The sequence below is a fragment of the Mesorhizobium sp. 131-2-1 genome (genome assembly GCF_016756535.1).
Lineage (GTDB): Bacteria > Pseudomonadota > Alphaproteobacteria > Rhizobiales > Rhizobiaceae > Mesorhizobium.
The window spans coordinates 836897-860519 of the sequence record NZ_AP023247.1; the positions used below are offsets into that span (position 1 = coordinate 836897).

Annotated in this window: 22 protein-coding genes; 14 read left to right on the top strand and 8 right to left on the bottom strand. The window is 64.3% G+C overall.

Annotated features, from left to right (window positions below):
• The first annotated feature begins 89 nt into the window (after positions 1-89).
• Entirely contained in the window at positions 90-587 is a 498-nt protein-coding gene (locus tag JG743_RS04020) for an FxsA family protein (RefSeq protein ID WP_202298554.1), read from the top strand.
• Positions 588-754: 167 nt separating this feature from the next.
• The gene (gene secB, locus JG743_RS04025; protein ID WP_202298555.1) at positions 755-1252 is read left to right on the top strand and encodes a protein-export chaperone SecB; all 498 of its coding nucleotides are present in this window, start codon (positions 755-757) and stop codon (positions 1250-1252) included.
• Between the two features lie 298 nt (positions 1253-1550).
• On the opposite strand, the gene dnaQ is transcribed toward secB, so the two are convergent.
• The 5 genes from dnaQ to JG743_RS04050 form a co-directional block, all read right to left on the bottom strand.
• Positions 1551-2258 carry a DNA polymerase III subunit epsilon gene (gene dnaQ, locus JG743_RS04030; protein ID WP_202298556.1) on the bottom strand — a complete coding sequence of 236 codons (708 nt, stop codon included), beginning with the start codon at positions 2256-2258 and terminating at the stop codon, positions 1551-1553.
• A 75-nt stretch (positions 2259-2333) separates the two neighbouring features.
• On the bottom strand, positions 2334-2939 hold the full coding sequence (gene coaE, locus JG743_RS04035) for a dephospho-CoA kinase (protein ID WP_202298557.1): 606 nt from the start codon (positions 2937-2939) through the stop codon (positions 2334-2336).
• Positions 2940-2953: 14 nt separating this feature from the next.
• Complete coding sequence (locus tag JG743_RS04040) at positions 2954-3787, bottom strand: shikimate dehydrogenase (protein WP_202298558.1); 834 nt, start codon at positions 3785-3787, stop codon at positions 2954-2956.
• Entirely contained in the window at positions 3780-4379 is a 600-nt protein-coding gene (locus JG743_RS04045; protein ID WP_202298559.1) for a Maf-like protein, read from the bottom strand. Before JG743_RS04045 ends, JG743_RS04040 begins: the two co-directional genes overlap by 8 nt.
• Before the next feature lie 42 nt (positions 4380-4421).
• Positions 4422-5252 carry a pyruvate, water dikinase regulatory protein gene (locus JG743_RS04050; protein ID WP_244673057.1) on the bottom strand — a complete coding sequence of 277 codons (831 nt, stop codon included), beginning with the start codon at positions 5250-5252 and terminating at the stop codon, positions 4422-4424.
• A gap of 395 nt (positions 5253-5647) precedes the next feature.
• On the opposite strand from JG743_RS04050, the gene hemE reads away from it, so the two are divergent.
• The 3 genes from hemE to rho all read left to right on the top strand — a co-directional run bounded on the left by hemE (position 5648) and on the right by rho (position 8649).
• Positions 5648-6679 (top strand): uroporphyrinogen decarboxylase, encoded by a 1032-nt coding sequence (gene hemE, locus JG743_RS04055; protein ID WP_202298561.1) that lies wholly within the window; start codon positions 5648-5650, stop codon positions 6677-6679.
• Positions 6679-7215, top strand: a complete 537-nt coding sequence (hemJ, locus tag JG743_RS04060) for a protoporphyrinogen oxidase HemJ (protein WP_202298562.1) — start codon at positions 6679-6681, stop codon at positions 7213-7215. The genes hemE and hemJ overlap by 1 nt, the downstream gene beginning before the upstream one ends.
• A 168-nt stretch (positions 7216-7383) precedes the next feature.
• Positions 7384-8649 (top strand): transcription termination factor Rho, encoded by a 1266-nt coding sequence (gene rho, locus JG743_RS04065; RefSeq protein WP_112098117.1) that lies wholly within the window; start codon positions 7384-7386, stop codon positions 8647-8649.
• Positions 8650-8683: 34 nt separating this feature from the next.
• Here the strand turns inward: rho and JG743_RS04070 are convergent, their stop codons facing one another.
• Positions 8684-10702 carry a thioredoxin domain-containing protein gene (locus JG743_RS04070; RefSeq protein WP_202298563.1) on the bottom strand — a complete coding sequence of 673 codons (2019 nt, stop codon included), beginning with the start codon at positions 10700-10702 and terminating at the stop codon, positions 8684-8686.
• Positions 10703-10763: 61 nt separating this feature from the next.
• Here JG743_RS04070 and mnmE point away from each other — a divergent pair, with 61 nt between their 5' ends.
• The 5 genes from mnmE to JG743_RS04095 all read left to right on the top strand — a co-directional run bounded on the left by mnmE (position 10764) and on the right by JG743_RS04095 (position 16522).
• A complete protein-coding gene (gene mnmE, locus JG743_RS04075; RefSeq protein ID WP_202298564.1) occupies positions 10764-12089 on the top strand; it encodes a tRNA uridine-5-carboxymethylaminomethyl(34) synthesis GTPase MnmE in 1326 nt (441 codons plus the stop codon).
• Positions 12090-12258: 169 nt separating this feature from the next.
• Entirely contained in the window at positions 12259-14133 is a 1875-nt protein-coding gene (mnmG, locus tag JG743_RS04080) for a tRNA uridine-5-carboxymethylaminomethyl(34) synthesis enzyme MnmG (RefSeq protein WP_202298565.1), read from the top strand.
• Positions 14130-14768: a 16S rRNA (guanine(527)-N(7))-methyltransferase RsmG gene (rsmG, locus tag JG743_RS04085; protein ID WP_202298566.1), complete on the top strand. Its 639-nt coding sequence runs from the start codon at positions 14130-14132 to the stop codon at positions 14766-14768. The genes mnmG and rsmG overlap by 4 nt, the downstream gene beginning before the upstream one ends.
• Before the next feature lie 20 nt (positions 14769-14788).
• Positions 14789-15586 carry a ParA family protein gene (locus JG743_RS04090; RefSeq protein ID WP_202298567.1) on the top strand — a complete coding sequence of 266 codons (798 nt, stop codon included), beginning with the start codon at positions 14789-14791 and terminating at the stop codon, positions 15584-15586.
• A 51-nt stretch (positions 15587-15637) separates the two neighbouring features.
• Positions 15638-16522, top strand: coding sequence for a ParB/RepB/Spo0J family partition protein (locus JG743_RS04095; protein WP_202298568.1), 885 nt, complete (start codon positions 15638-15640; stop codon positions 16520-16522).
• A gap of 268 nt (positions 16523-16790) precedes the next feature.
• Here the strand turns inward: JG743_RS04095 and JG743_RS04100 are convergent, their stop codons facing one another.
• Entirely contained in the window at positions 16791-17723 is a 933-nt protein-coding gene (locus tag JG743_RS04100) for an IS110 family transposase (RefSeq protein ID WP_202292791.1), read from the bottom strand.
• A 537-nt stretch (positions 17724-18260) separates the two neighbouring features.
• Here JG743_RS04100 and JG743_RS04105 point away from each other — a divergent pair.
• Both JG743_RS04105 and JG743_RS04110 read left to right on the top strand, forming a co-directional pair.
• Positions 18261-18887 carry a DUF1326 domain-containing protein gene (locus tag JG743_RS04105; RefSeq protein WP_202298569.1) on the top strand — a complete coding sequence of 209 codons (627 nt, stop codon included), beginning with the start codon at positions 18261-18263 and terminating at the stop codon, positions 18885-18887.
• A 33-nt stretch (positions 18888-18920) separates the two neighbouring features.
• Positions 18921-19709: a DUF2182 domain-containing protein gene (locus JG743_RS04110; protein ID WP_202298570.1), complete on the top strand. Its 789-nt coding sequence runs from the start codon at positions 18921-18923 to the stop codon at positions 19707-19709.
• A gap of 15 nt (positions 19710-19724) precedes the next feature.
• Here the strand turns inward: JG743_RS04110 and holA are convergent, their stop codons facing one another.
• Complete coding sequence (gene holA, locus JG743_RS04115) at positions 19725-20768, bottom strand: DNA polymerase III subunit delta (protein WP_202298571.1); 1044 nt, start codon at positions 20766-20768, stop codon at positions 19725-19727.
• A gap of 593 nt (positions 20769-21361) precedes the next feature.
• On the opposite strand from holA, the gene JG743_RS04120 reads away from it, so the two are divergent.
• Together JG743_RS04120 and JG743_RS04125 are read left to right on the top strand one after the other, a co-directional pair.
• Positions 21362-22594: a 3-methyl-2-oxobutanoate dehydrogenase (2-methylpropanoyl-transferring) subunit alpha gene (locus JG743_RS04120; RefSeq protein WP_202298572.1), complete on the top strand. Its 1233-nt coding sequence runs from the start codon at positions 21362-21364 to the stop codon at positions 22592-22594.
• Between the two features lie 2 nt (positions 22595-22596).
• Positions 22597-23610, top strand: coding sequence for an alpha-ketoacid dehydrogenase subunit beta (locus JG743_RS04125; RefSeq protein ID WP_202298573.1), 1014 nt, complete (start codon positions 22597-22599; stop codon positions 23608-23610).
• The last annotated feature ends 13 nt before the right edge of the window (positions 23611-23623 follow it).

A 23623-nucleotide genomic window follows, 5' to 3' on the forward strand; every position in this document is an offset into this window, starting at 1 on the left:
AATCAAAGGCAGGCATACCTATCTAACGGTTCCAGTACCAGCGGCGATTGCACGCTGGGCGGGAAAACACGGAAACGATCGGCCAAGACTTGCGTATTTCACTGCTTCCTTTGTTCCTTCTGGCGCTGCCGCTGCTGGAAATCGCCGGTTTCGTCGTTGTCGGCCGCCAGGTCGGCGCGCTGGCGACAGTCGGGCTTGTGCTGGCCTCGAGCATTGCCGGCAGCCTGCTTTTGCGACACCAGGGCTTCGGCGTGATGACGCGGGTGCGGGCCGAGATGGATGCTGGGCGCGACCCGAGCAGCCAGCTGGCGCATGGCGCCATGATCGTGCTGGCGGCGATCCTTCTGATCATTCCCGGCTTCATCACCGACATCCTCGCCATCCTGCTGCTCCTGCCGCCGGTGCGCGAGCTCGCCTGGCGGATGCTGAAGAGCCGCATCGTGCTGGCCACCAGCTTCAGCGGCGGGTTCCAGGCGCGGTCGCGCGGCAAGACCATCGATCTCGACGACAGCGACTATTCGCGCGCCGACGACTACAAGCGCGGTCCAGATCACAATTCGCCCTGGCGGCGTCTCAAGGACGACTAGAGCGGATTCCTGTCGGATAAGCGTGGGACACTTTTCGGACTCCGTCTTGGCTCACAGTGTGATCCCGCGCCGAGGCGGCAAACCTTGTCTTGTCATGCCGACCATGGTAGCGAACGCCCGATTTCAATCCGGTCAGCAAGGCTGCCCAGGCAAAAGGACAAAGGCTCATGGCCAGCAACGACGACGCGCCGACCGGCGCCGCAAACGGCAACAGCAACGCGCAGCCGACGCTCAACGTGCTCGCCCAGTATGTGAAGGACCTGTCGTTCGAGAGCCCCGGCGCGCCGAATTCGCTGCGCGGCCGCGACAAGGCCCCCGGCATCGCCATCAACGTCAATGTCAACGCCAATCCGCTCTCGGACAAGCAGTTCGACGTCAACCTGACGCTGAACGCCAAGGCTTCCTTCGACCAGGAAGTGCTGTTCAACGTCGAGCTGGTCTATGGCGGCGTCTTCGCCATCAGCGGCTTCCCGCAGGAGCACATGCTGCCGATCCTGTTCATCGAATGCCCGCGGCTTCTGTTCCCCTTCGCCCGCCAGATCATCGCCGAGGCAACCCGCAACGGCGGCTTCCCGCCGCTGATGCTCGACCCGATCGATTTTGCGCAGATGTTCCAGCAGAAGCTGGCCGAGGACCAGGCGGCGTCCAAGGTCAAGGTGAGCTGAGGCGGTTAGCTTCGTGGCTTTTGAAGAACCCGGCCTTTGTGCCGGGTTTTTTGTTTAGAACGTCGGAGATTCGCGACGACATCCGTTCCGTCGTCATCCTAGGGCGGAGCAAGGAGCGAAGCGACGCGGCGCAGACCCTGGGATCCATGCCGTTTCATCAAAGCGTTGCAGCGTTCCAGAATTCTGCACCGTTGCATCCACGGCAAAGGTCACGGCATGGATCCTCGGGTCAAGCCCGAGGATGACGAAGTGACAGGCGCATCTGCAAATCGCTCAGGGTGGAGCAAGGAGTGGGCGTTCAGCCCGCAGCAGCCACTTTCAGCCACAGCGCCTTTTCGCCGAGCGTGCCCACCAGGCCGGCATGCGCCGCGCGCTCGGCCTCGGTCAGGCGCGGCGGCAGGGCGATCGGCCGCGCGCCGATGGAGATGTCGATATCGGCCACCTCGCCGGCGCCGTTGACCTGCGCCGCCACCGCATCGAGGATCAGCGCCGCCTGCTTGCCGCCGATCAGCTCGATATAGACCTCGGCCAGCAATTCGGAGTCGAGCAGCGCGCCGTGCTTGGTGCGGTGGGTGTTGTCGATGCCGTAGCGGCGGCAGAGCGCGTCCAGCGAATTCGGGCCCATCGGATGCTTGCGGCGCGCCAGCGCCAGCGTGTCGACGACGCGACCAACATCGATGGCGGGATGACCCAGCCGGCCGAATTCGAGATTGAGGAAGCCGATGTCGAAATTGGCGTTGTGGGCGATCAGCTTGGCGCCGTCGGTAAAGGCCAGCCATTCCTCGGCGATTTCCGAAAAGATCGGCTTGCCGACCAGGTCGGCGGCGCTGATACCGTGCACGGCCTGCGCCTCGGCGTGGACCGCGCGCCCCTGCGGGTTGATGAATTTGTGGAAGGTGCGGCCGGTCGGGAAGCGGTTGACCAGCTCGACGCCGCCGAGCTCGATGATGCGGTCTTCGCGCATGTCGAGGCCGGTGGTTTCCGTATCGAAGATGATCTCGCGCATCGAATCAGTCCGCTCTAAGCGAGCAGAATCATCGACCGGAACAAAATGGCAATGGGCAATGCTGACAGGGGGGCGTCAGGAGCCAGCCTGGCCGGACTTATCCCCGGAGAGTTCGGCGATGATGGCGCCGACCGCGGCGCGCGCGGCGTCAAAGCCCTGGCCGGTGTCGACGATGAAATCGGCCTGGCGGCGTTTCTCGGCATCGGGAACCTGCTTGGCGAGGATCGCGGCCAGCTTTTCCTCGTTCATGCCGGGGCGCGCCAGCACGCGCGCGCGCTGGACTTCGGCCGGGGCGGTGACGACAACGACCTTGTCGACGCGGTCGCGGCCGCCGGTCTCGAACAGCAGGGGAATGTCGAGCACAGCGATCGGCGTGCCGGCGGCGCGCTGCCTGGCAAGGAATGCGTCGGCGTCGGCGCGGACCAGCGGGTGGACGATCGCTTCCAGCTGCTTCAAGGCCGCGGCGTCGCCGAGCACGCGCGCGCCGAGCTTGGCGCGATCCACCACGCCTGAACTGGCAGTGCCGGGAAAAGTCGCCTCGACAAGGGGGGCCGCCTTGCCGGCATAGAGGCGGTGCACGGTCTCGTCGGAATCATGCACCGGCACGCCGGCGTCGGCGAACATCTTCGCCGTCGTCGATTTGCCCATGCCGATCGATCCGGTGAGGCCGAGCACGATCATACCGCTACGCCTCCTCAATGGGCTTCGATATCGGCAACGATTATCCGCCTGAGCTCGGCGGTGACCTCGGGCCGCTTGCCGAACCAGCGTTCGAAGCCGGGCACCGCCTGGTGCAGCAGCATGCCGAGCCCGTCGACCGCCCACAGGCCGCGCGCCCTGGCGGCGGCGAGCAGCGGTGTTTCCAGCGGGACGTAGACGATGTCGGTGACGATGGCATGGGCAGGCAAAGCGGCCGGATCGGCGGACAGGCCTTCATTGCCATGCATGCCGAGTGCCGTGGTGTTGACGAGCAGGCCGGCATCGGCGAGCAGCTCGCCGGTGGCATCCGCGCCATGCGCGGAGACGCCGGCGCCAAAGCGGCGACTGAGTTCCTCGGCCCGCGCCAGCGTGCGGTTGACGATACGGATGTCGCTGACGCCGCGCTCTTTCAGCGCGTGGATGACCGCGCGCGACGCACCACCGGCGCCAAGCACCACGGCGGGGCCATTCGAAGCCCAGCCCGGCGCGTAATCGTCGAGATTGGCGGCGAAGCCGTGGGCATCGGTGTTGCCGCCCCACAATTTGTCGTCCTCGAACCAGAGCGTGTTGACGGCGCCGATCGCTTCGGCCGCCTCGTCGCGGCGCTCGACCAGAGCGAAGGCAGCCTCCTTGTGCGGGATGGTGACATTGCCGCCCTGGAAGCCATTGTCCCAAAGCCCTTTCAAGAAGGCGGCGAAATCGGCCGGCGCGACATCGATCGCCTGGTAGGTCCCGTCGATGCCGTATTTGGCCAGCCAGTGGCCATGGATTTTCGGCGAGCGCGAATGCGCGATCGGGTGGCCGGTGACGAAGGCCTTCTTCTCAGCCATCGATCGCTCCCAGCGCGCGCAGCTCTTTCAGCACCGGCAACAGCGGCAGGCCGACGATGGTGAAATAATCGCCTTCGATCTTTTCGAACAGCTGGATGCCTTCGCCCTCGATCTGATAGGCGCCGACGCTCGCCAGCGCCTTGGCGCCGACGCGCGCCAGATGCCGGCCGATGAAGGTGGGATCGAGCTTGCGCATGGTGAGGCTGGCGACGCCGACATGCCGCCACAGCACCTCGCCGTCGCGGGCAAGCACGGCGGCGCTGTTGAGCTGGTGGGTCTTGCCCGACAGCGCCAGAAGATGGCGGCGCGCGCCTTCCATGTCGGCCGGCTTGTGAAAGACCTCGTCGCCGAGCGACAGCGTCTGGTCGCAGCCGAGCACCAGCGCGCCCGGCCTGCGTTCGCTGACCTCGGTGGCCTTGGCCTCGGCAAGCACCAGCGCAACATCCTCCGGCGACACGCCGCTATCCTTGAGCGGCGCCTCGAGCGCGCGCTCGTCGACATCGGCCGGGACGGCTTCGATCTCGATGCCGGCATTGACGAGCATCGCCTTGCGGAATGGGCTGCCCGAAGCGAGGATGATTTTCTCGGTCATGATCTTTTCGCGCGGTAGCGTCCCGATTATCGGGGCATTGGGTTATCTGTTCTTCCCGCGCAGGGCAACGATCGCCGCCGCCGTTTCCTCGATCGAGCGGCGGCTGACGTCGATCATCGGCCAGCCGTGCCTTGTACAGATCTGGCGGGCGTAGGCGAGCTCCTCGTTGATCGCGGCGCGGTCGACATAGTCGGAGGGCACATAGGTGCTGGTGTTGCCGAGGATGCGGTTCTGGCGCACATGCGAGATGCGCTCGGCGGTGGCGATCAGGCCGACGATCAGCGGCGTCTTGGCGTTGACCAGGCTTTCCGGCACCGGCACGCCGAGCACGATCGGGATGTTGGCGGTCTTGATGCCGCGGTTGGCGAGATAGATGCTGGTCGGCGTCTTCGACGTGCGCGAGATGCCGATCAGCACGATGTCGGCGTCGTCCATATTGGCAGGCAGTTGCCCGTCATCATGCTCCATGGTGAAGTTCAACGCGTCGATGCGGCGGAAATATTCGGCGTCGAGCACGTGCTGGGCGCCGACGCGGCGACCGGCCGGCGTGCCGAGATAGGACTGGAAGACGGCGAGCACCGGCTCCAGCACGGAGACGCAAGGCAGGCCCATCGTCGCGCAGCGCTCATCGATGCCGCGCGCCAGCTTCTGGTCGACGACGGTGTAGAGGATGATGCCCGGTTCCTCCTCGATGTCCTCGAACACCTTGGCCACCTGCTTTTCGGTGCGGATGAGCGGATAGATGTGCTCGATGGCGCGCGCATCCTTGTATTGCGCTGAGGCGGCGCGGCCTGCTGCCAGCAGCGTCTCGCCGGTGGCATCCGAAATCAGGTGCAGGTGAAAGAAGCTTTGGGGTTTGTTCACAGGGGTCATTCCAGGCTGTGGGCGGCTGTGGATAAGGCGGGCTGGAAAACCAGGGCCGGCCGCAGCGACTGTATCAGAAGGCTGGTTGTCCACAATTCACCCTGCTGTCAGCTTCATCCGAGGGCTGGGGACAAAAATGGGGACGGTCTTTCTTGCCTTGATATCGTCCACAGGGCGAATGGCTTCGCGTAGGGTAGCAAGCCGCTGACTTCGCAACCGAATTTTGATCTGTCCCCAGAACTGTCCCTATCGTCCGGAGAAGCGCGCGACAATATGCTGACTGGCCTTTTCGAGCGCTTGGCGGGACAGGTCGCAACCACCACAACCAACAGACTCTTAGAATCAGAAGATTCTTTAAAAATAAGATATTTGATTAAAGGGAAGTCTGGAGAGGCAAGCGCCGAATGGCTGAGAAGCAGATCATGCTGGACGTCCTGAAGGGCAATACGGTCTCACCGCCGCCCATCTGGATGATGCGTCAGGCCGGCCGCTACCTGCCGGAGTATCGCGAGACCCGGAAGCGCGCCGGTTCCTTCCTCGATCTTTGCTACGACCCGGACCTTGCCGTGGAAGTGACGCTGCAGCCGATCGAGCGCTTCGGCTTCGATGCCTCGATCCTGTTCTCCGACATTCTTGTCGTGCCCAACGCGCTCGGTCGCGACGTCCGCTTCGAGGAGGGTAGAGGGCCGATGCTGACGCCGATCTCGGCTTCGGAGATTTGGGCTCTGGAAGGCAAAACGTTTCACGTGAATCTCGAACCGGTCTACGAGACGGTTCGCCGGCTGCGTGCCAAACTGCCGGACCAGACGACGCTGATCGGCTTCTGCGGCGCGCCGTGGACGGTGGCGACCTATATGATCGCCGGCCAGGGCACGCCGGACCAGGCGCCGGCTCGGCTTTTCGCCTATCGCGAGCCGGAGGCCTTTGCCCGGCTGCTGAAAGTGCTTGCCGACCATTCGGCCGCCTATCTCATCCGCCAGATCGAGGCCGGCGCCGACGTGGTGCAGATTTTCGACTCATGGTCGGGCGTGCTCGACGATTCGTCCTTCCAGGCTTTCTGCGTCGAGCCCGTCGCCGACATTGTCAGGCAGGTGAAGGCGGTGCATCCGGATGTGCCGGTCATCGGTTTCCCGAAAGGGGCAGGCGAGCGCTATCGCGACTACCGCGCGAAGACCGGGGTGACCGGGCTTGGCCTCGACTGGACCGTACCGCTCTCCATGGCGAAGGAGCTGCAGCGTGGCGGCGCCGTGCAGGGCAATCTCGATCCGCTCAGGCTGGTAGCCGGCGGCAAGGCGCTGGCCGAGGGCGTGGATGCCATCCTGAGGACGCTGGGCGGCGGGCCGCTGATCTTCAACCTTGGGCATGGCATCACGCCGGAGACGCCGATTGCGCATGTCGAGGCGATGGTGAAGCAGGTGCGGAGCGCGACACGCTGATGGCTGAGATGGAGAACACCAACAGCACCGGCCAGGCAATGAAGCGCATGGTGGTCGGCATCGCCGCTTTGGGCGTGCTGACCGCGCTGCTCTTTTTCGTGGCGCCGGACGGTTTCTACCTCTGGGCCAAGGCCATCCATGTCATCGCCGTCATCTCCTGGATGGCCGGCATGCTCTATCTGCCGCGGCTCTTCGTCTATCACGCCGATGCCGAGAAGGGGTCGGCGCAGTCGGAGACCTTCAAGGTGATGGAGCGCCGGCTGCTCAGGGCCATCATCAATCCGGCGATGACCGCGACCTGGGTCTTCGGCCTCTGGCTGGCGTGGAAGGGATTCGGTTTCCATGGCGGCTGGCTGCACGCCAAGATCGGCGCGGTGTTCCTGCTTTCGGCGTTGCATGGCTATCTCGCCGGCGCGGTGCGCAAATTCGCCGAGGACCGCAACGAAAAGCCGGCGCGCCACTGGCGGATCGTCAACGAGATCCCCACATTGCTGATGATCGTCATCGTCATCTTGGTCATCGTGAAGCCGTTCTGAGGCTTCCCACGACGGCGCAAAAGGCGGCTTGCTCTTTCAGACGACCGACGATAAAAGACGGGTCTTCCTTCCCGTCATGCGCCGCCCCATTTTTTCGCTTTCGGCCGCGCCCGGCATTTGTCGCATCCAGCCGATTTTTCTCCCCAAAGCCTACCCAGAGTCCATCTAATGCAAGAAATGAAACTCACCGAGTTCAAGAACAAGAAGCCGCCAGAGCTGATCGCTTATGCCGAATCGCTCGAGGTGGAGAACGCCAGCGTGATGCGCAAGCAGGAGCTGATGTTCGCGATCCTGAAGAAACTGGCCGCCCAGGACATCGAGATCATCGGCGACGGCGTGGTCGAGGTGCTGCAGGACGGTTTCGGCTTCCTGCGCTCGGCCAATGCAAACTACCTGCCAGGCCCGGACGACATCTATATTTCGCCGTCGCAGATCCGGCGCTTTTCGCTGAAGACCGGCGATACGGTCGAAGGACCGATCCGCAGTCCGAAGGAGGGCGAGCGCTATTTCGCGCTGCTCAAGGTCAACACGATCAATTTCGATGATCCGGAGAAGATCCGGCATAAGATCCACTTCGACAATTTGACGCCGCTCTATCCGACCAAGAGGCTGAAGATGGAGGTCGACAATCCGACTTCCAAGGACATCTCGCCGCGCGTCATCGACCTGGTGGCGCCGATCGGCAAGGGGCAGCGCGCGCTGATCAACGCGCAGCCGCGTACCGGCAAGACGGTTCTCATGCAGAACATCGCCCATTCGATCACCGCCAACCATCCGGAATGCTATCTGATCGTGCTGCTGATCGACGAGCGGCCGGAAGAAGTGACCGACATGCAGCGCTCGGTGAAGGGCGAAGTGATCTCCTCGACCTTCGACGAGCCGGCCGCCCGCCACGTGCAGGTCGCCGAAATGGTCATCGAGAAAGCGAAGCGACTGGTCGAGCACGGCCGCGACGTGGTGATCCTGCTTGATTCGATCACCCGCCTCGGCCGCGCCTACAACACCGTGGTGCCGTCATCCGGCAAGGTGCTGACCGGCGGTGTCGACGCCAACGCGCTGCAGCGCCCGAAGCGCTTCTTCGGTGCCGCCCGCAACATCGAGGAAGGCGGCTCGCTGACCATCATCGCCACTGCGCTGATCGATACCGGCAGCCGCATGGACGAAGTCATCTTCGAAGAGTTCAAGGGCACCGGCAACTGCGAAATCCAGCTCGACCGCAAGGTGGCCGACAAGCGCATCTATCCGGCCATGGACATCCTCAAGTCCGGTACCCGCAAGGAAGACCTGCTGGTGCCGCGCGCGGATCTGCAGAAGATCTTCGTGCTGCGCCGCATCCTGGCGCCGATGGGAACGACCGACGCGATCGAGTTCCTCATCGACAAGCTGAAGCAGACCAAGACCAACGCTGACTTCTTCGATTCGATGAATACGTGATTGGACAAGGCGGGGGAGCACCCCTCGCCTTCGTCTAATTTCGTCGCAACAGCCGCTCCAGTTCTTCCGGATCGGTCACCACCGGCAAGCAGACCTGCCCCGTGCAGAGCCAGGCGCCGGGCTTGTCGGTCGGCGGCAGGATCCCGCCCGGCAATGCCGGTCGATTCGCTTCCGTACCAACCTCAACGACAATGTCGACGCGGCGCGGGTCGGGATTCCGATTCGCAACCGGAACGAGGCTTGGACTCGCTGGATTGTCGATCATCACCAGCTTCAGCGGCTCGAGCGCCAGGGCGCAGGCATTGACGATGCCGGCCTGGCCATAGGCCTGTTGCGCGGCGCGGCCCATGGCGTGCTCCGCGGTCGTCCAGGCCTTTTGCTCGAGGTCGAGATTGCCGGAGACCGATGCCAGCCGGACCAAGGCCTCGATGACCTGGGCGGTGGCGGACGGGATCGCCTCATCGACATCGCCACGGATGCGGATCGGAACGTCGGCGCTGTCGGACGCGGTCAGGTAGTAGCCGGTGCCGTCCTTGTCGCGATGCCAACGGTCGAGCTGACCGGCGAACTGTCTGGCTCGTTCGATGTAGCTCGGTTCGCCGGTCGCCTCGAACAGGGCGATCGCGGCATTGGTCATGGCGGCGTAGTCGCTCGACAGCGCCGGGAACAATTTCCGGTCGCCGAGCATGGAATGCGGCAGGCGGCCGTCATGGCTCGCCTCGACGATGTGGGCGAAAGCCTGCGCGGCCGCCTCGATCCAGTCGGGCCGCTGCAAGGCACGGCCGGCTTCGGCAAGGGCCGTGATCATCAGGCCGTTCCAGTCGGTCAGCGCCTTGCCGTCGCGGCCGGGCCTGACGCGCTGTTCCCTGGCGGCCAGAAGCCTTTCCTTCAACGGGGCGAGCAAAGCACGCTCGACAATGCCTCGGCTTTGCTGGCCGACCGTTTGACAGATGATCGGCTTGCCCTCCCAGCCATGCGGGGCCGCGAGCTGGAAGTATTTGAAAAACATGCGTGAATCGTCACCGAGTGCCGTTTCGACGTCTTCCCGGCTCCAAGTGTAGAAGAGCCCCTCCTCGCCGTCGCTGTCGGCGTCGAGGCTGGCAGCGAAAGCGCCGCCTTCGGTGCGCATCTCGCGCAGCAGCCAGGTCACCGTGTCTTCGATTCGTATCCGGAACAAATCATTGCCGGTCGCCGCATGGGCCCAGTTGCACAGGCGAACGAGCTGGGCGTTGTCGTAGAGCATCTTCTCGAAATGCGGCACCAGCCATTCGGCATCGGTCGAATAGCGGCTCAATCCACCGCCGACGTGATCATAGATGCCGCCGGCCAGCATTGTCTCCAGGCTGAGCAGGACAGCGTCGCGATGCGAGGCACCCCCGTCGCGCAGCCACGACAGCCAGAGCGTCTGCATGAACGGCGCGTTGGGGAATTTCGGCGCGCCCCGCAGCCCGCCGAGATCGCGATCGATCATGCCGTCGATGCGGCCGGCAAGATCGCTGAGCGTGTCGCGGTCGAGCACGGCCTTGCCGTGGGCGCCGGCCAGTCGCGCCTCGACATGGCTGGTCAGGCCGTCGGCGCTCTGGCCGAGGCTCTCCTGCTTCTCCCGCCAGGCCTTGTCGACGGCTTCCATCACCTGGATGAAGCCCGGGCGACCGTAGCGCGCCTCGCGCGGAAAATAGGTGCCGCCCCAGAACGGTTTGCCTTCCGGGGTGAGGAACATGGTCAGCGGCCAACCGCCCTGCTCGCCCATCGCATGCAGCGCCGCCATATAGATCTGGTCGATGTCCGGCCGCTCCTCGCGATCGACCTTGATATTGACGAACAGCCGGTTCATGACGGCGGCAACGGCGTCGTTCTCGAAGCTTTCATGCGCCATGACATGGCACCAGTGGCAGGCGGCGTAGCCGATCGACAGCAGGATCGGGCGTCCGAGTTCCTTGGCTTCGGCGAGCGCCGCGGGCGACCAGCCCCGCCAATGCACCGGATTGTCACTGTGCTGCTGGAGGTAGGGGCTGGCTTCTTCGGCCAGCAGGTTTTGCGCGGGCAAGATCACGACGGCAAGCTCGGTTAACGAAGTTGCGCGGGAAGCTAGGGCGGTTCGGTAGAGCGGGCAAATGATTTCGGGCGATTCCATCGTAGCACTGTCCAGCGGGCGTCTGCCGGCCGGCATTGCCGTCATCCGTATCTCTGGTCCGAAGACTCGATTCGTAGTCGAAACGATTGCCGGATCCGCTGTTAAGGAGCGTCGTGCGGCCTATCGCAAGCTGACGGCCGCTGATGGATCGGTGATCGACCGCGGTTTGGTTCTGTTCTTGCCGGGACCCGGCAGTTTTACGGGCGAGGACATTGCCGAGTTCCAGGTTCATGGCGGCCGCGCCGTGGCGGCCAAGATGCTGGAGACGATCGCCGGCTTCGACGGCGTAAGACTTGCCGAACCCGGCGAGTTCACGCGCCGCGCCTTTCTCAACGGCAGGCTCGACCTGGTCGAAACCGAGGCGCTGGCCGATCTTGTCAACGCCGAGACCGAGGCGCAGCGGCGCTTTGCGGTGCGCAATGCCGAGGGAGCGCAAAGCCAGCTCTACGCCGGCTGGCGCCGGCGGCTGATCCATGCGCGGGCGATGATCGAGGCCGAGATCGACTTTGCCGATGAGGAAGACGTGCCCGGCTCCGTTTCGGAGACGGTTTGGTCGGATGTGCGGGCGATGATCGGCGAAATCGATCGCCATATCGATGGCTTCCGGTCGGCCGAGATCATCCGCGACGGGTTCGAGGTGGTTATCCTCGGCGCACCAAATGCTGGAAAGTCCAGCCTGTTCAACGCCCTCGCCCGGCGCGAGGCGGCGATCGTTACCGACGAGCCCGGGACGACGCGCGACTTGCTCGAAGTGGTTCTGGATCTCGACGGCATGCGGGTCCGGATCGTTGACACCGCCGGTCTGCGTGAGGCGGCGGGCAAGGTGGAAGCGATCGGCATCGAAAGGGCACGGACGAAGGCGGGTGGCGCCGACCTCCTGCTTCTGCTCGAAGATATGGCGGTGCCCGTCGATGCCGGCGCGGTGCCGTCCGATGCGCCATTGCTGAGGATCGGCACGAAGGCGGACCTGGTCGGAGACGGGCAGTTGGCTGCTCGCTCGGCGGTCTATGACGCGGTGATCTCGACCAGGGATGGCACCGGGCTGGCAGAATTGCTGGCCGAGATCGGCAACCGCGCGGCCGCGGCTGTCGGCGACATTGGCGATGTCCTGCCGTCGCGGCTGCGCCATGTCGAATTGCTCAGGGAGACGGAGGGCTTCCTGGCGGCGGCGCTGTCGGACCAGGGACAGGAACTGCGGGCTGAGGAGCTTCGTCTGGCTGCGGGTCGGCTCGGGCGAATCACCGGGGCGGTCGACGTGGAGGACCTGCTCGACGTCATCTTCTCGCAATTCTGCATCGGTAAATGACTCACGTGAAACATTGCCGGGCATCGTTCGATGTGGGTGACTCACGTGAAACACCGGGGCCGGACGCCGACAGGATTGTTTCACGTGAAACGACTCCGCCCTTACGTTCTTGACAGCGGTGCCGCGCAGGGACATGTCTCCGGCAACTTCAGGCTTTGGAATCGAAAAAATGAACGATCACTATGATGTGGTTGTGGTGGGCGGTGGCCATGCCGGCTGCGAGGCGGCAAGCGCTGCCGCGCGCGCCGGGGCCAAGACGGCGCTGGTGACACTGCGCTTCGACACGATCGGCGTCATGTCCTGCAATCCTGCGATCGGAGGTCTTGGCAAGGGACATCTGGTGCGCGAGATCGACGCGATGGACGGGCTGATGGGTCGCATCGCCGATGCGGCTGGCATCCAGTTCCGTTTGCTCAACCGCCGCAAGGGTCCGGCCGTGCGCGGTCCGCGCACGCAGGCCGACCGCAAGCTCTATCGGCTGGCCATGCAGGCCGCGATCCGTGAACAGGCCGATCTCGATGTGGTCGAGGGCGAGGTCCTGGATTTTGAGATCAATGACGGCCGTGTCTCGGCTGTGCTCCTCGCGGGCGATCGCAAGTTGGCCTGCGGCGCCGTGGTGCTGACCACCGGCACCTTCCTGCGCGGGTTGATCCATATCGGCGAAAGGAAGATCGTCGCCGGCCGCATGAACGAGCAGGCCAGCCTCGGCCTGTCGGCGACGATGAGCCGTGCTGGATTTGCGCTGGGTCGGCTCAAGACCGGCACGCCACCGCGGCTCGATGGCCGCACCATTGACTGGGCCTCGCTGGAAAGCCAAGCGGCGGATGAAGATCCAGTGCCGTTCTCGCTCATGACCGATGCCATCCAGAACCCGCAGATTCATTGCGGCATCACGCGCACGACGCCGGCGACGCATGAGCTGATCCGCGCCAATCTCGGCCGCTCGGCGATGTATTCCGGCTCGATTGAGGGCGTTGGACCGCGCTATTGCCCCTCCATCGAAGACAAGATCGTCAAATTCGGCGATCGTGAAGGCCATCAGATCTTTCTCGAGCCGGAAGGGCTCGACGACGACACCGTCTACCCGAACGGCATCTCGACTTCGCTGCCGGAAGACGTGCAACTCGACATCTTGAAGACGATCCCCGGCCTGGAACGGGCGACCATGCTGCAGCCGGGCTATGCCATCGAATACGATCACGTCGATCCGCGCGAATTGCTGCCTACGCTGGAGACGAAGCGGGTCGGCGGCCTGTTCCTCGCCGGGCAGATCAACGGCACGACCGGCTATGAAGAGGCCGGCGCGCAAGGTTTGCTTGCCGGGCTCAACGCCGCGCGCAAGGCAGCCGCGAGCGAGCAGATCGTGCTCAGCCGCACCGAAGCCTATATCGGCGTCATGGTTGACGACCTAACCAGCCGCGGCATTGCCGAGCCCTATCGCATGTTTACCTCGCGGGCCGAGTTCCGGCTTTCGCTGCGGGCCGACAATGCCGACGAGCGGCTGACGCCGATGGCGGACCGGCTAGGAATCGCTTCACCGGGGCGGATGCGGCGCTTCAACGACATGAACGAGGAGCTTGCAAAGGCGAGGGAGCTGACATCGAGCGTTCTCTTCACGCCTAACGAAGCGGCACGCCACGGGCTGGAGATCAACAGGGACGGCGTGCGCCGCTCCGCCTATGAACTGCTCGCCTATCCCGGTGTCGATCTGGCCTGGCTGGCCCGCATCGAGCCGCGCTTCGCGGCGATCGATGGCAAAACCGCCGAGCGTCTCGAAACGGAGGCGAAATATTCGGTCTATCTGGATCGCCAGCAAGCCGACGTGGCGCAGATCAGGCATGAGGAAGGCCGGCTGATCCCAGAGTCGCTTGATTTCGCCGATGTGCCCGGCCTGTCCAATGAGTTGAAGCAGAAGATGAAGACGCGGCAGCCGCGCTCCATCGCCGATGCGCAGCGCATGGAAGGGATGACGCCGGCGGCACTCGCAATCATCGTCGCGCATGTCCGCAACGCCGAGGCCGCCGCGCAGAGGCATGTCGCGTGAGCGCTGCCTCATGGGAGAGCCTGCAAGAAGCGGCAGGCCCGGTTTCACGTGAAACATTCGAACGCCTGGTAGCGTTCGAACAGGTCTTCTTGAAATGGAACCGCAGCATCAATCTTGCCGCGCCGTCGACGCTGGACGATGCCTGGCGCCGGCACATTCTGGACAGCGCCCAGCTCGCCCGAATCGAGCCCACGGCCAGGCGCTGGGTCGACCTCGGCTCGGGCGGCGGCTTTCCCGGCCTGGTGCTTGGTTTCCTGCTTGCCGAGCGCACGGGCGCCTCGATCGACCTGGTCGAAAGCAACCGCAAGAAGGCTTCGTTCCTGCAAGCCGTCATCGGCCAGTTCGGCCTGCCGGCGCGTGTGGTCGCGCGGCGCATCGACGACAGCTATCCGCTTGTTTTGGAACCGGAAATCGTAACCGCGCGGGCGCTTGCGGCGCTGCCGGCGCTGCTCGATCTGGCGGCGCCCTGGCTGACCAACGGGGCGCGCGCGCTCTTCCATAAAGGCCGGGATTACCGCGCCGAAGTGGAAGAAAGCACTCACCGCTGGGCCTTCGATCTGGTAGAACATCCAAGCATGACCGACCCCCACGGCGTCATCCTGGAAATAACCGATCTGCGACCGGCGAAACCGTAATGAATCACTGGCATCGACCCATGAAAACTGGACCGCGTATCATCACCGTCGCCAACCAGAAGGGCGGCGTCGGCAAGACGACGACGGCGATCAATCTGGCGACAGCGCTGGCCGCCATCGGCGAACAGGTGCTGATCGTCGACCTCGACCCGCAAGGCAATGCCAGCACCGGCCTTGGCATCGACCGCAAGGATCGCACCGTGTCGTCGTACGACGTGCTGACCGGCGAGTTGGAGCTGGAAGCGGCCGCCGTGCCGACGGCGGTGCCCGGCCTGTCCATCGTGCCGTCGACGCTCGACCTGCTCGGTATCGAGATGGAGATCGCCTCGGCGCCGGACCGGGTGCTCCGGTTGCGCAATGCGCTGCGCGCGGCGAGCGAACGTGCCGCGCCGTTCGGCTATGTGCTGATCGACTGCCCGCCATCGCTCAACCTTTTGACGTTGAATTCCATGGCGGCAGCCGATTCCGTTCTTGTGCCGCTGCAGTGCGAGTTCTTCGCGCTGGAAGGTCTCAGCCAATTGCTCGAGACGGTCGAGCAGGTGCGGCGCTCGATCAATCCGGATCTCACCATCCAGGGCATCGTGCTCACCATGTTCGACGGCCGCAACAACCTCGCCAACCAGGTGGTGCAGGACGTGCGGGCGCATATGGGTGACAAGGTCTACGAGACGATCATCCCGCGCAATGTCCGCGTTTCCGAAGCGCCGTCCTACGGCAAGCCGGCGATCCTCTACGACCTCAAATGCTCGGGCAGCCAGGCCTATCTGCAGCTCGCTTCCGAAGTGATCCGCCGCGAGCGCAAATTGCGCGCCGCTTGATGCCGCTCCCCTTTTGACGCCGATTCGATACCGAAACGATCTGGACAGATTATGAGTGAAGACCTTTCAAGAAAGAGACTTGGCCGTGGCCTTGCGGCGCTGATCGGCGAGATCGACCGTCCGGCAGTCCCGGAAAAGCAGAGCATGGCGGCCGACGGCAAGGTGCCGATCGAATTCGTCAGCCCCAATCCGAAGAACCCGCGCCGGCATTTCGGCGAAGCCGAGCTCACCGATCTGGCGCAGTCGATCCGCGAGCACGGCGTGGTGCAGCCGGTGGTGGCGCGGCCTTCGCCGACGCAGCCCGGCCGCTACGAGATCATCGCTGGTGAGCGGCGCTGGCGGGCGGCGCAGCGCGCCGGCCTGACCGAGCTGCCGATCATCGTGCGCGAGGTCAACGACCGCACGGCGCTGGAGCTGGCGATCATCGAGAACGTCCAGCGCGCCGACCTCAACCCGGTCGAGGAGGCGCAGGGCTATCAGCAATTGATCGACGAGCACGGCTATACCCAGGCCGATCTCGGCCAGGTGATCGGCAAGAGCCGCAGCCATGTCGCCAACACGCTGCGACTCCTGAAGCTGCCCAACGTCATCCACGACATGCTGGTCGACGGCGCGCTGTCGGCGGGGCATGCCCGCACGCTGGTGACGGCCGAGGATCCGGCCGGGCTGGCCAAGCGCATCGTCGAGGAAGGGCTTTCGGTGCGTCAGGCCGAAGCGCTGGCGCAGATGCCGGCAGGTCCGACGCCGGCCAAGGCAAAGAAGGCCGAGCCGGCTGAGAAGGACCCCGATACGCTGGCGCTGGAGAAGCTGCTCACCGATACGATCGGCATGATCGTCTCGATCGAGCACAAGGAGCGCGGCGGTACAATTCGCGTCAACTACCGGACGCTGGACCAGCTCGACGAGCTCTGCCGGCGGCTGAAAGACGAGCGGTAGGTCGTTGAGGCGGCAGGCTATTTAGCCGGCAAATAAACTTCAGGCTTAGGAACAAGCGAGCCTGATATATTGGTGATAGACTGTACAAAGGCCGGCGGCTCCGCCGGCCTTTTTCGTTGGCGGCGGCGATTGGCTATAGCGACAGACCAGACGGTTGCGAAGGAATTGGCAGTCATAGCCGTCTATGCCGCGACGCCAAGGCATAGCAACAGTTCGGAATTCTTTTCTGCCGCACTTTCTGGCAGTCGTCACGGCATGGCAACTGTGTTCATGCGAAGGCCGTTTTGTCTCGAATGATGGCATTGAGAGTGACTAGGAGCTTCCTTGCGACAGCGACGATGGCAAGTTTCTTCGATCCGGAGCGCGCGGCGAGCGCAGTGTAGAAAGTTCTGAAGCGATCGTTGGCGCGGATGGCGCCCAGCGCCGCCATGTAGAGGGCGCGGCGCACGCGCGGGCGGCCACCGCTGATCTTGCTCTTGCGCTTGGCCTTGCCGCTCTCGTTGTCGAGCGGGGCAAGGCCTGCAAGTGCCGCGATCGACTTGGGCGAGCGCCGGCCGAGCTCGGGCATGTGGGCCAGCAGCGAAAGCGCGGTGATGGTGGAGACGCCTGGTACAGAGACCATCAGCGTGTAGTCGAGAGCGGTGTCCTCGGCTTCGCGAATGGCTTTGGCAATCCGGCTTTCGAGTGCATCGATGCGTGTGTCGAAGTCGGCGATCAGACTTTCAGTCTCGGTTATGACGTCCTCATCGAAGGCCTCGCTGAGATATCTCTTCAACCTTGCCCGGATCTCAACAAGATGGTCGCGGTGGCGGGCAAGCGACTGAAGGCGTTCGCCTTTCTCGCAAGGTGCCGCCTCGGCCGCAGGCTGGTAGCGACGACCGTAGCTGCTCAGCATCCGGGCATCGAGACGATCGGTCTTGGCGCGCTGGGTCGCCGACTTCGCGTAGTGGTGGGTGTGCGCCGGATTGTGCCGCGAGAACGCAATGCCGGCCTTGCCCAGCGCATGGCGCAGCAGCCGGTCATGGACCCCGGTCGCCTCCATGACAACGAAGTCACGACCAGCGCAAAGGCCTGCCACATAGGCTTCTATCGCTTCAGCCTGGTTGGCGATCCGCTGGTAGCGGCCGCTTGCCTCATCAAAGAAGTCGAGCCTCGCTTTGGAGATGTCGCAGCCGACATAGTTCTGCACTATCATGGCCATGCCTCTTCCTGTGGTGCGGGGTCTGCTGAAGACAGCCCCGTGCAACTGTTCAGGTTGATGGTTCATTGGTGGGAAGGGACCGAGCCATGCCGCGGCCTGTCCTCGAAGGGACGACCAGGATCCTCTCGGCCTCCTTCCCACTTCAACCATAGCACTGAGCAAACACACAGGATCCTCGGGTCAAGCCCGAGGATGACGACGCTTTTGACGGACAGGCGCCCCACCTATGGTCTACCGACAATCCCCCTCTGCGAGCCGAGAAGGGGGAGATCGATCAATCGCAGCCGCGCAGCTTGCCGGCGCCTCGGACAGATCGGTCTTTGCGGGACTGTGGCACCTCGGCCCCGACGGGTTCCGCGTCGGAGCCCTCGGCTTGACAGTACAGGCTAACGGCGTACCCTCTTTTAGGTACAACTAAAATTATGCCCTAGCGTGCCGGTCAGTCGCGGTGAGGGCTATCTGCCGTTCCTGCAAGATTCGTGAATGGCACCGCCTCGCCTTACCGATATGCCGATGCGCCTGATTTGGGAGGTGTAAATGGCAGTCAGTTGGCAGTTGTCCGGTAGTTACTTCGAAAATTGCAGCTGCGATGTCGTGTGTCCTTGCCTGCTGTCCACCAACGCGCAGCTGACTTCGAAGCCGACGAGAGGCGTTTGCGACGTCGGTTTGGTCTTCCATATCGACAAGGGCACCTACGGCGACGTTCGCTTGGATGGGCTCAGTGTCGCATTGGTTGCGCACACACCGGGTCCGATGGCGGAAGGCAACTGGACGGCTGCCGCCTATATCGACGAACGGGCCGATGACAGCCAAACAGAGGCGCTGGGCGCGATCTTCACCGGCGCCGCCGGCGGCCCCATGGCGGTGTTGGCACCCATGATCGGCACGAACCTCGGCGCCAAGAAGGTGCCGATAAACTACCGGATAGACGGCAAGAAGCGGTCGGCGGAGATTGCGGGCGTCATGCAGATGGCGGTCGAGCCGCTGCCGACAATGCGCGAGGATGGTGAGATGTGGGCAGCCACCGGCCATCCCGTCAACCCCGACTGGCTCGGCATGGCGATGGGGGTCGAAGGCAGCACATTCAGCGACCATGGCATGAGCTGGGATAATTCCCGCCGAAACGGGCACTACGCTCCGATCAATTGGTCCGGCCAGCATTAGCCCTTGCCCCGCACAGTCGGAACGGGCTCGCCGATGATGCTGACGCTGCAGCGAAACATTATTCTCGTGCTGCTGATCGCGGCCGCCGCGGCGGCGTGGACCCTGCTTGTCTGGCAGCGGATGGGCATGGACGCGGGCATGCCGATGGACATGTACTCGCCCACCATGGGCATGAGGGCGTCGCTGTTTCTTGCCGTCTGGATGATCATGATGGTCGCCATGATGTTTCCGACGGCCGCGCCCATGATCCTGATGTTTCACCAGGTCCAGAGCGGCAAACGGGGCCGCGGCGAGACCTTTATCTCGACCTGGGCGTTCGTGGCCGGGTACATGCTGGTTTGGGCCGTGATGGGCGTTCTCGCCTTTGCCGGCGCGGCGGGGGCGGAGACGCTTGCCGGGCATGTGGGATTGTCCACGGCGACGGCGGCGCGCATCGGCGGTGCGCTGCTGATGTTTGCGGGCGCTTACCAACTCTCGCCACTGAAGGATTTGTGCCTGGCCAAATGCCGCACGCCGATCGGTTTCATCCTGACCTCATGGCGCGATGGTCAATGGGGCGCGGTCCGGATGGGCCTGCAGCATGGACTTCTTTGCCTGGGCTGCTGCTGGCTTTTGTTTCTCGCCCTTTTTCCGCTCGGGATCATGAACGTCGCCGCAATGGCTGTGGTCACCCTCCTGATCTTTGTTGAAAAGACCCTTCCGGCCGGAGAGCGGATAGCAAAGGTGTCGGGGGTCCCCTTGCTGCTTTACGGCGCGGTGGTGCTGGTCTTTCCGCAGGCGCTGCCGACCTTTCAGGCGCCGAACGGAATGATCATGAATTGAACCCATGGAAGGCAGCTAGCGCTGCCCAAGCCTTGCGCTCTCCACCACGATGCCAAGCAGGGCCTGGCGCGCCAACGCTTCGGACAGGTCCGGCCTCCGGCGGGTCTGCAGCACGGCGGTCTGCAATCGGTTCAGCGCCCGGCCGAGCGCCTCGACGTTCCAGCGCTCCAGCGCCTTCTCCACCAGCTTGCGCCGCGAGAAGAAGACCGGCGGGCGTGCCGCCGCGACGACCGAGGCTGCGTTGCGGCCGCCGCTCTCCATCTGGCCGCGCATCGCCTGGATCGCCTGCAATTGGCGCATCGCCGAGGACAGCACCAGGAACGGATGCCCGCCCGACTGGCAGTGGCGGGTGAACGCGATGTCGAAGTCGGCAATCTTGCCATCGAGCAGCGCGTCGACGGCATCGTCGAAGGAGGCGCCGGAAACATCGCCCGACGTTGCCCTGACATCGTCGAGGCCGATCTCCTTGAGGCCGTGCGCGTAGAGCACCAGCTTCTCGATCTCGCCGCGCGAGGCCAGCCGGTCGCCGCCGAGATTGCGGCGTAGCGCCTGGCGCGCCTCCAGCGTCATCGACATGCCGGCCTTGCGCAATTCGTCGTCGATGACGGTATCGATGTCCCTCGCCTCGTCCGCATAACAGGGCAGGGCAATGGCGTTGCCGGCGGCCTCGACAATGGCGCGCAGGCCGGTGCCCTTCTTCAGGTCGCCGGCCTCGATGAGGATGATCGCGTCCCGCGCGGGCTCCGTTGTCAGCGCCTTGACGTCTTCGGCCAGCGCCTTCTGCCCGCTGGCATTGCGCACCCAGAGCAGCCGCCGATCGGAAAACATCGGCACGGTGCGTGCCTCGTCGAGCAGGCGGCCTTCGTCGCGGTCCACCTCCGAGCTATCCAACCGGACCACCGAGAACGGATCGTCGAGCGGCAGGCCGGTCTTGCCGGCAAAGGCCTTGGCGCGCTCGGCGACCAGCCCGCGATCGGGACCGTAGAGCAGGACGATCGAAATGCGCGGATCAGGCTTCGCGAGCCACGAATCGACCTCGTATCCTTTCTTCTGTGCCATGCGGGGTGGTTAGCATGGGGCGGGGACGGAGTGAACGGATAAGCGGCCCGTGCCTGATTCCCCGGGAGCATTTGTCCCGCCAACGTGTCAGCACTTGGCTCCGTGGTCCGACCGACGCGTCGTCATCCTCGGGCTTGACCCGAGGATCCATGCCGTGACCACCGCCGTGGAATGCAACCGATCAGATTCTGCACCGTCGCGACGCCTAACCGTAATGGCATGGATTCTAGGGTCTGCGCGCGTCGCTCCGCTCCTTGCTCCGCCCTAGAATGACGACGGAAGGGTGACGTTCTTTGCGCTAGCTTTTGGCGAAAGCCGAGACGGAGAGGAGAGCGCCATCCGCATGTTCGCCCGAAACCGGACGAAGCGTCGATTGCGAGCTGTTGCGCCCAAAGTGCTACTGCCATTCGCCAAGTTGCGCGGCGGGCGAAAAGATCGACAAGAAATTTCGCCGCCATATCTGCATCTTGTCGCCAACGCGCCGCATCGGCCTTGATGGACCGAGAAACCCGGGGGACGGCCCGTCATCTGGCCGATGAATTGGCGGCGCGGATGTGCAAGTATCGCACCGGCAACATTGGAGGACGAAGGTCATGGCCGATGCTGGAATGTTGCGGTTCCACGTTCCCGAGCCGGAGGTGCGGCCGGGCGGGACGCCCGATTTCTCCAATGTGACCATCCCCAAGGCCGGATCGGCGCCGCGGCCGGAGATCGATGTCGATCCGCGCACCATCCGCGACATGGCGTTCTCGATTATCCGCGTGCTCAATCGCGACGGCGAGGCGGTCGGGCCGTGGGCCGGGCTGCTTTCCGACCAGGAATTGCTCGAAGGCCTGCGCCATATGATGACGCTGCGCACCTTCGACCAGCGCATGCAGATGGCGCAGCGGCAAGGCAAGACCTCGTTCTACATGCAGCATCTCGGCGAGGAAGCGGTAAGCTGCGCCTTCCGCAAGGCGCTGGCCAAGGGCGATATGAACTTCCCGACCTATCGGCAGGCCGGCCTGCTCATCGCCGACGGCTATCCGATGGTCACGATGATGAACCAGATCTATTCCAACGAGGCCGATCCGCTGAAGGGCCGGCAATTGCCGATCATGTACTCGTCGAAGGAGCACGGCTTCTTCTCGATCTCCGGCAATTTGGCGACGCAGTATATCCAGGCCGTGGGCTGGGCGATGGCCTCGGCGATCTCCAACGATTCGCGCATCGCCGCCGCCTGGATCGGCGACGGCTCGACGGCGGAGTCCGATTTTCATGCAGCCCTTGTGTTCGCCTCGACCTACAAGGCGCCGGTGGTGCTCAATGTTGTCAACAACCAGTGGGCGATCTCGACCTTCCAGGGCATTGCGCGCGGCGGCTCCGGCACTTTCGCGGCGCGCGGCCTCGGCTTCGGTATCCCCTCGCTGCGTGTCGACGGCAACGACTATCTCGCCGTCCACGCGGTGGCGAAGTGGGCGATCGAGCGGGCGCGCCGCAATCTCGGGCCGACGCTGGTCGAATATGTCACCTACCGCGTCGGCGCCCATTCGAGCTCGGACGATCCGTCCGCTTATCGGCCAAAGACCGAATCCGACGCCTGGCCGCTCGGCGATCCGATCGTGCGGCTGAAGAACCACCTCATCCAGCGCGGCTCATGGTCGGACGAACGCCATGCCCAGGCCGAAGCCGAAATCCTCGAGACGGTGATCGCGGCGCAGAAGGAGGCCGAGAGCCACGGCACGCTGCATGCCGGCGGCAAGCCCTCGACGCGCGACATGTTCGAGGGCGTCTATGCCGAGATGCCACCGCATCTCAGGCGCCAGCGCCAGCAGGCGGGGGTCTGACCATGCCAAGACGGACGATGATCGAGGCGATCCGCGACGCCATGGACGTGTCGATGGGGCGCGACGAACGCGTCGTCGTGTTCGGCGAGGATGTCGGCTTCTTCGGCGGCGTCTTCCGCTGCACGCAAGGCCTGCAGGCCAAATACGGCAAGAGCCGCTGCTTCGATGCGCCGATCAGCGAGGCCGGCATCGTCGGCGCAGCGATCGGCATGGCCGCCTATGGGCTGAAGCCCTGCGTCGAGGTGCAGTTCGCCGACTATGTCTATCCGGCCTATGACCAGATCGTCTCGGAAGCGGCGCGGCTGCGCTATCGCTCGAACGGCGATTTCACCTGTCCGATCGTGGTCCGCATGCCGACCGGCGGCGGCATTTTCGGCGGCCAGACGCACAGCCAGAGCCCGGAAGCGCTGTTCACCCACGTCTCCGGCCTGAAAGTGGTCGTGCCGTCCAATCCGGCCGACGCCAAGGGCCTGCTGATCGCGGCGATCGAGGATCCGGACCCGGTGATCTTCCTCGAGCCGAAGCGGCTCTACAACGGTCCGTTCGACGGCCATCACGACCGCCCAGTGACGCCCTGGTCGAAGCATGATCTGGGCGAGGTCGCCGACGGCCACTACACGATCCCGCTCGGCAAGGCGGCGATCCGCAGGCAGGGCTCGGCGGTCACCGTGCTCGCCTATGGCACGATGGTCTATGTCGCCGAGGCGGCGGCCGCGGAAACCGGCATCGATGCCGAGATCATCGATCTGAGGACGCTGCTGCCGCTCGATCTCGACACAATCGTCGCTTCGGTGACGAAGACCGGGCGCTGCGTGGTGGTGCACGAAGCGACGCTGACATCCGGCTTCGGCGCCGAGCTCTCGGCGCTGGTGCAGGAGCACTGCTTCTATCACCTGGAAGCGCCGGTGGCGCGGGTCGCCGGCTGGGACACGCCCTATCCGCATGCGCAGGAGTGGGACTATTTCCCCGGGCCCGCCCGTGTCGGACGCGCGCTCGTCGAAACACTCGAAGCTTGAAGAGGGGAGGCTG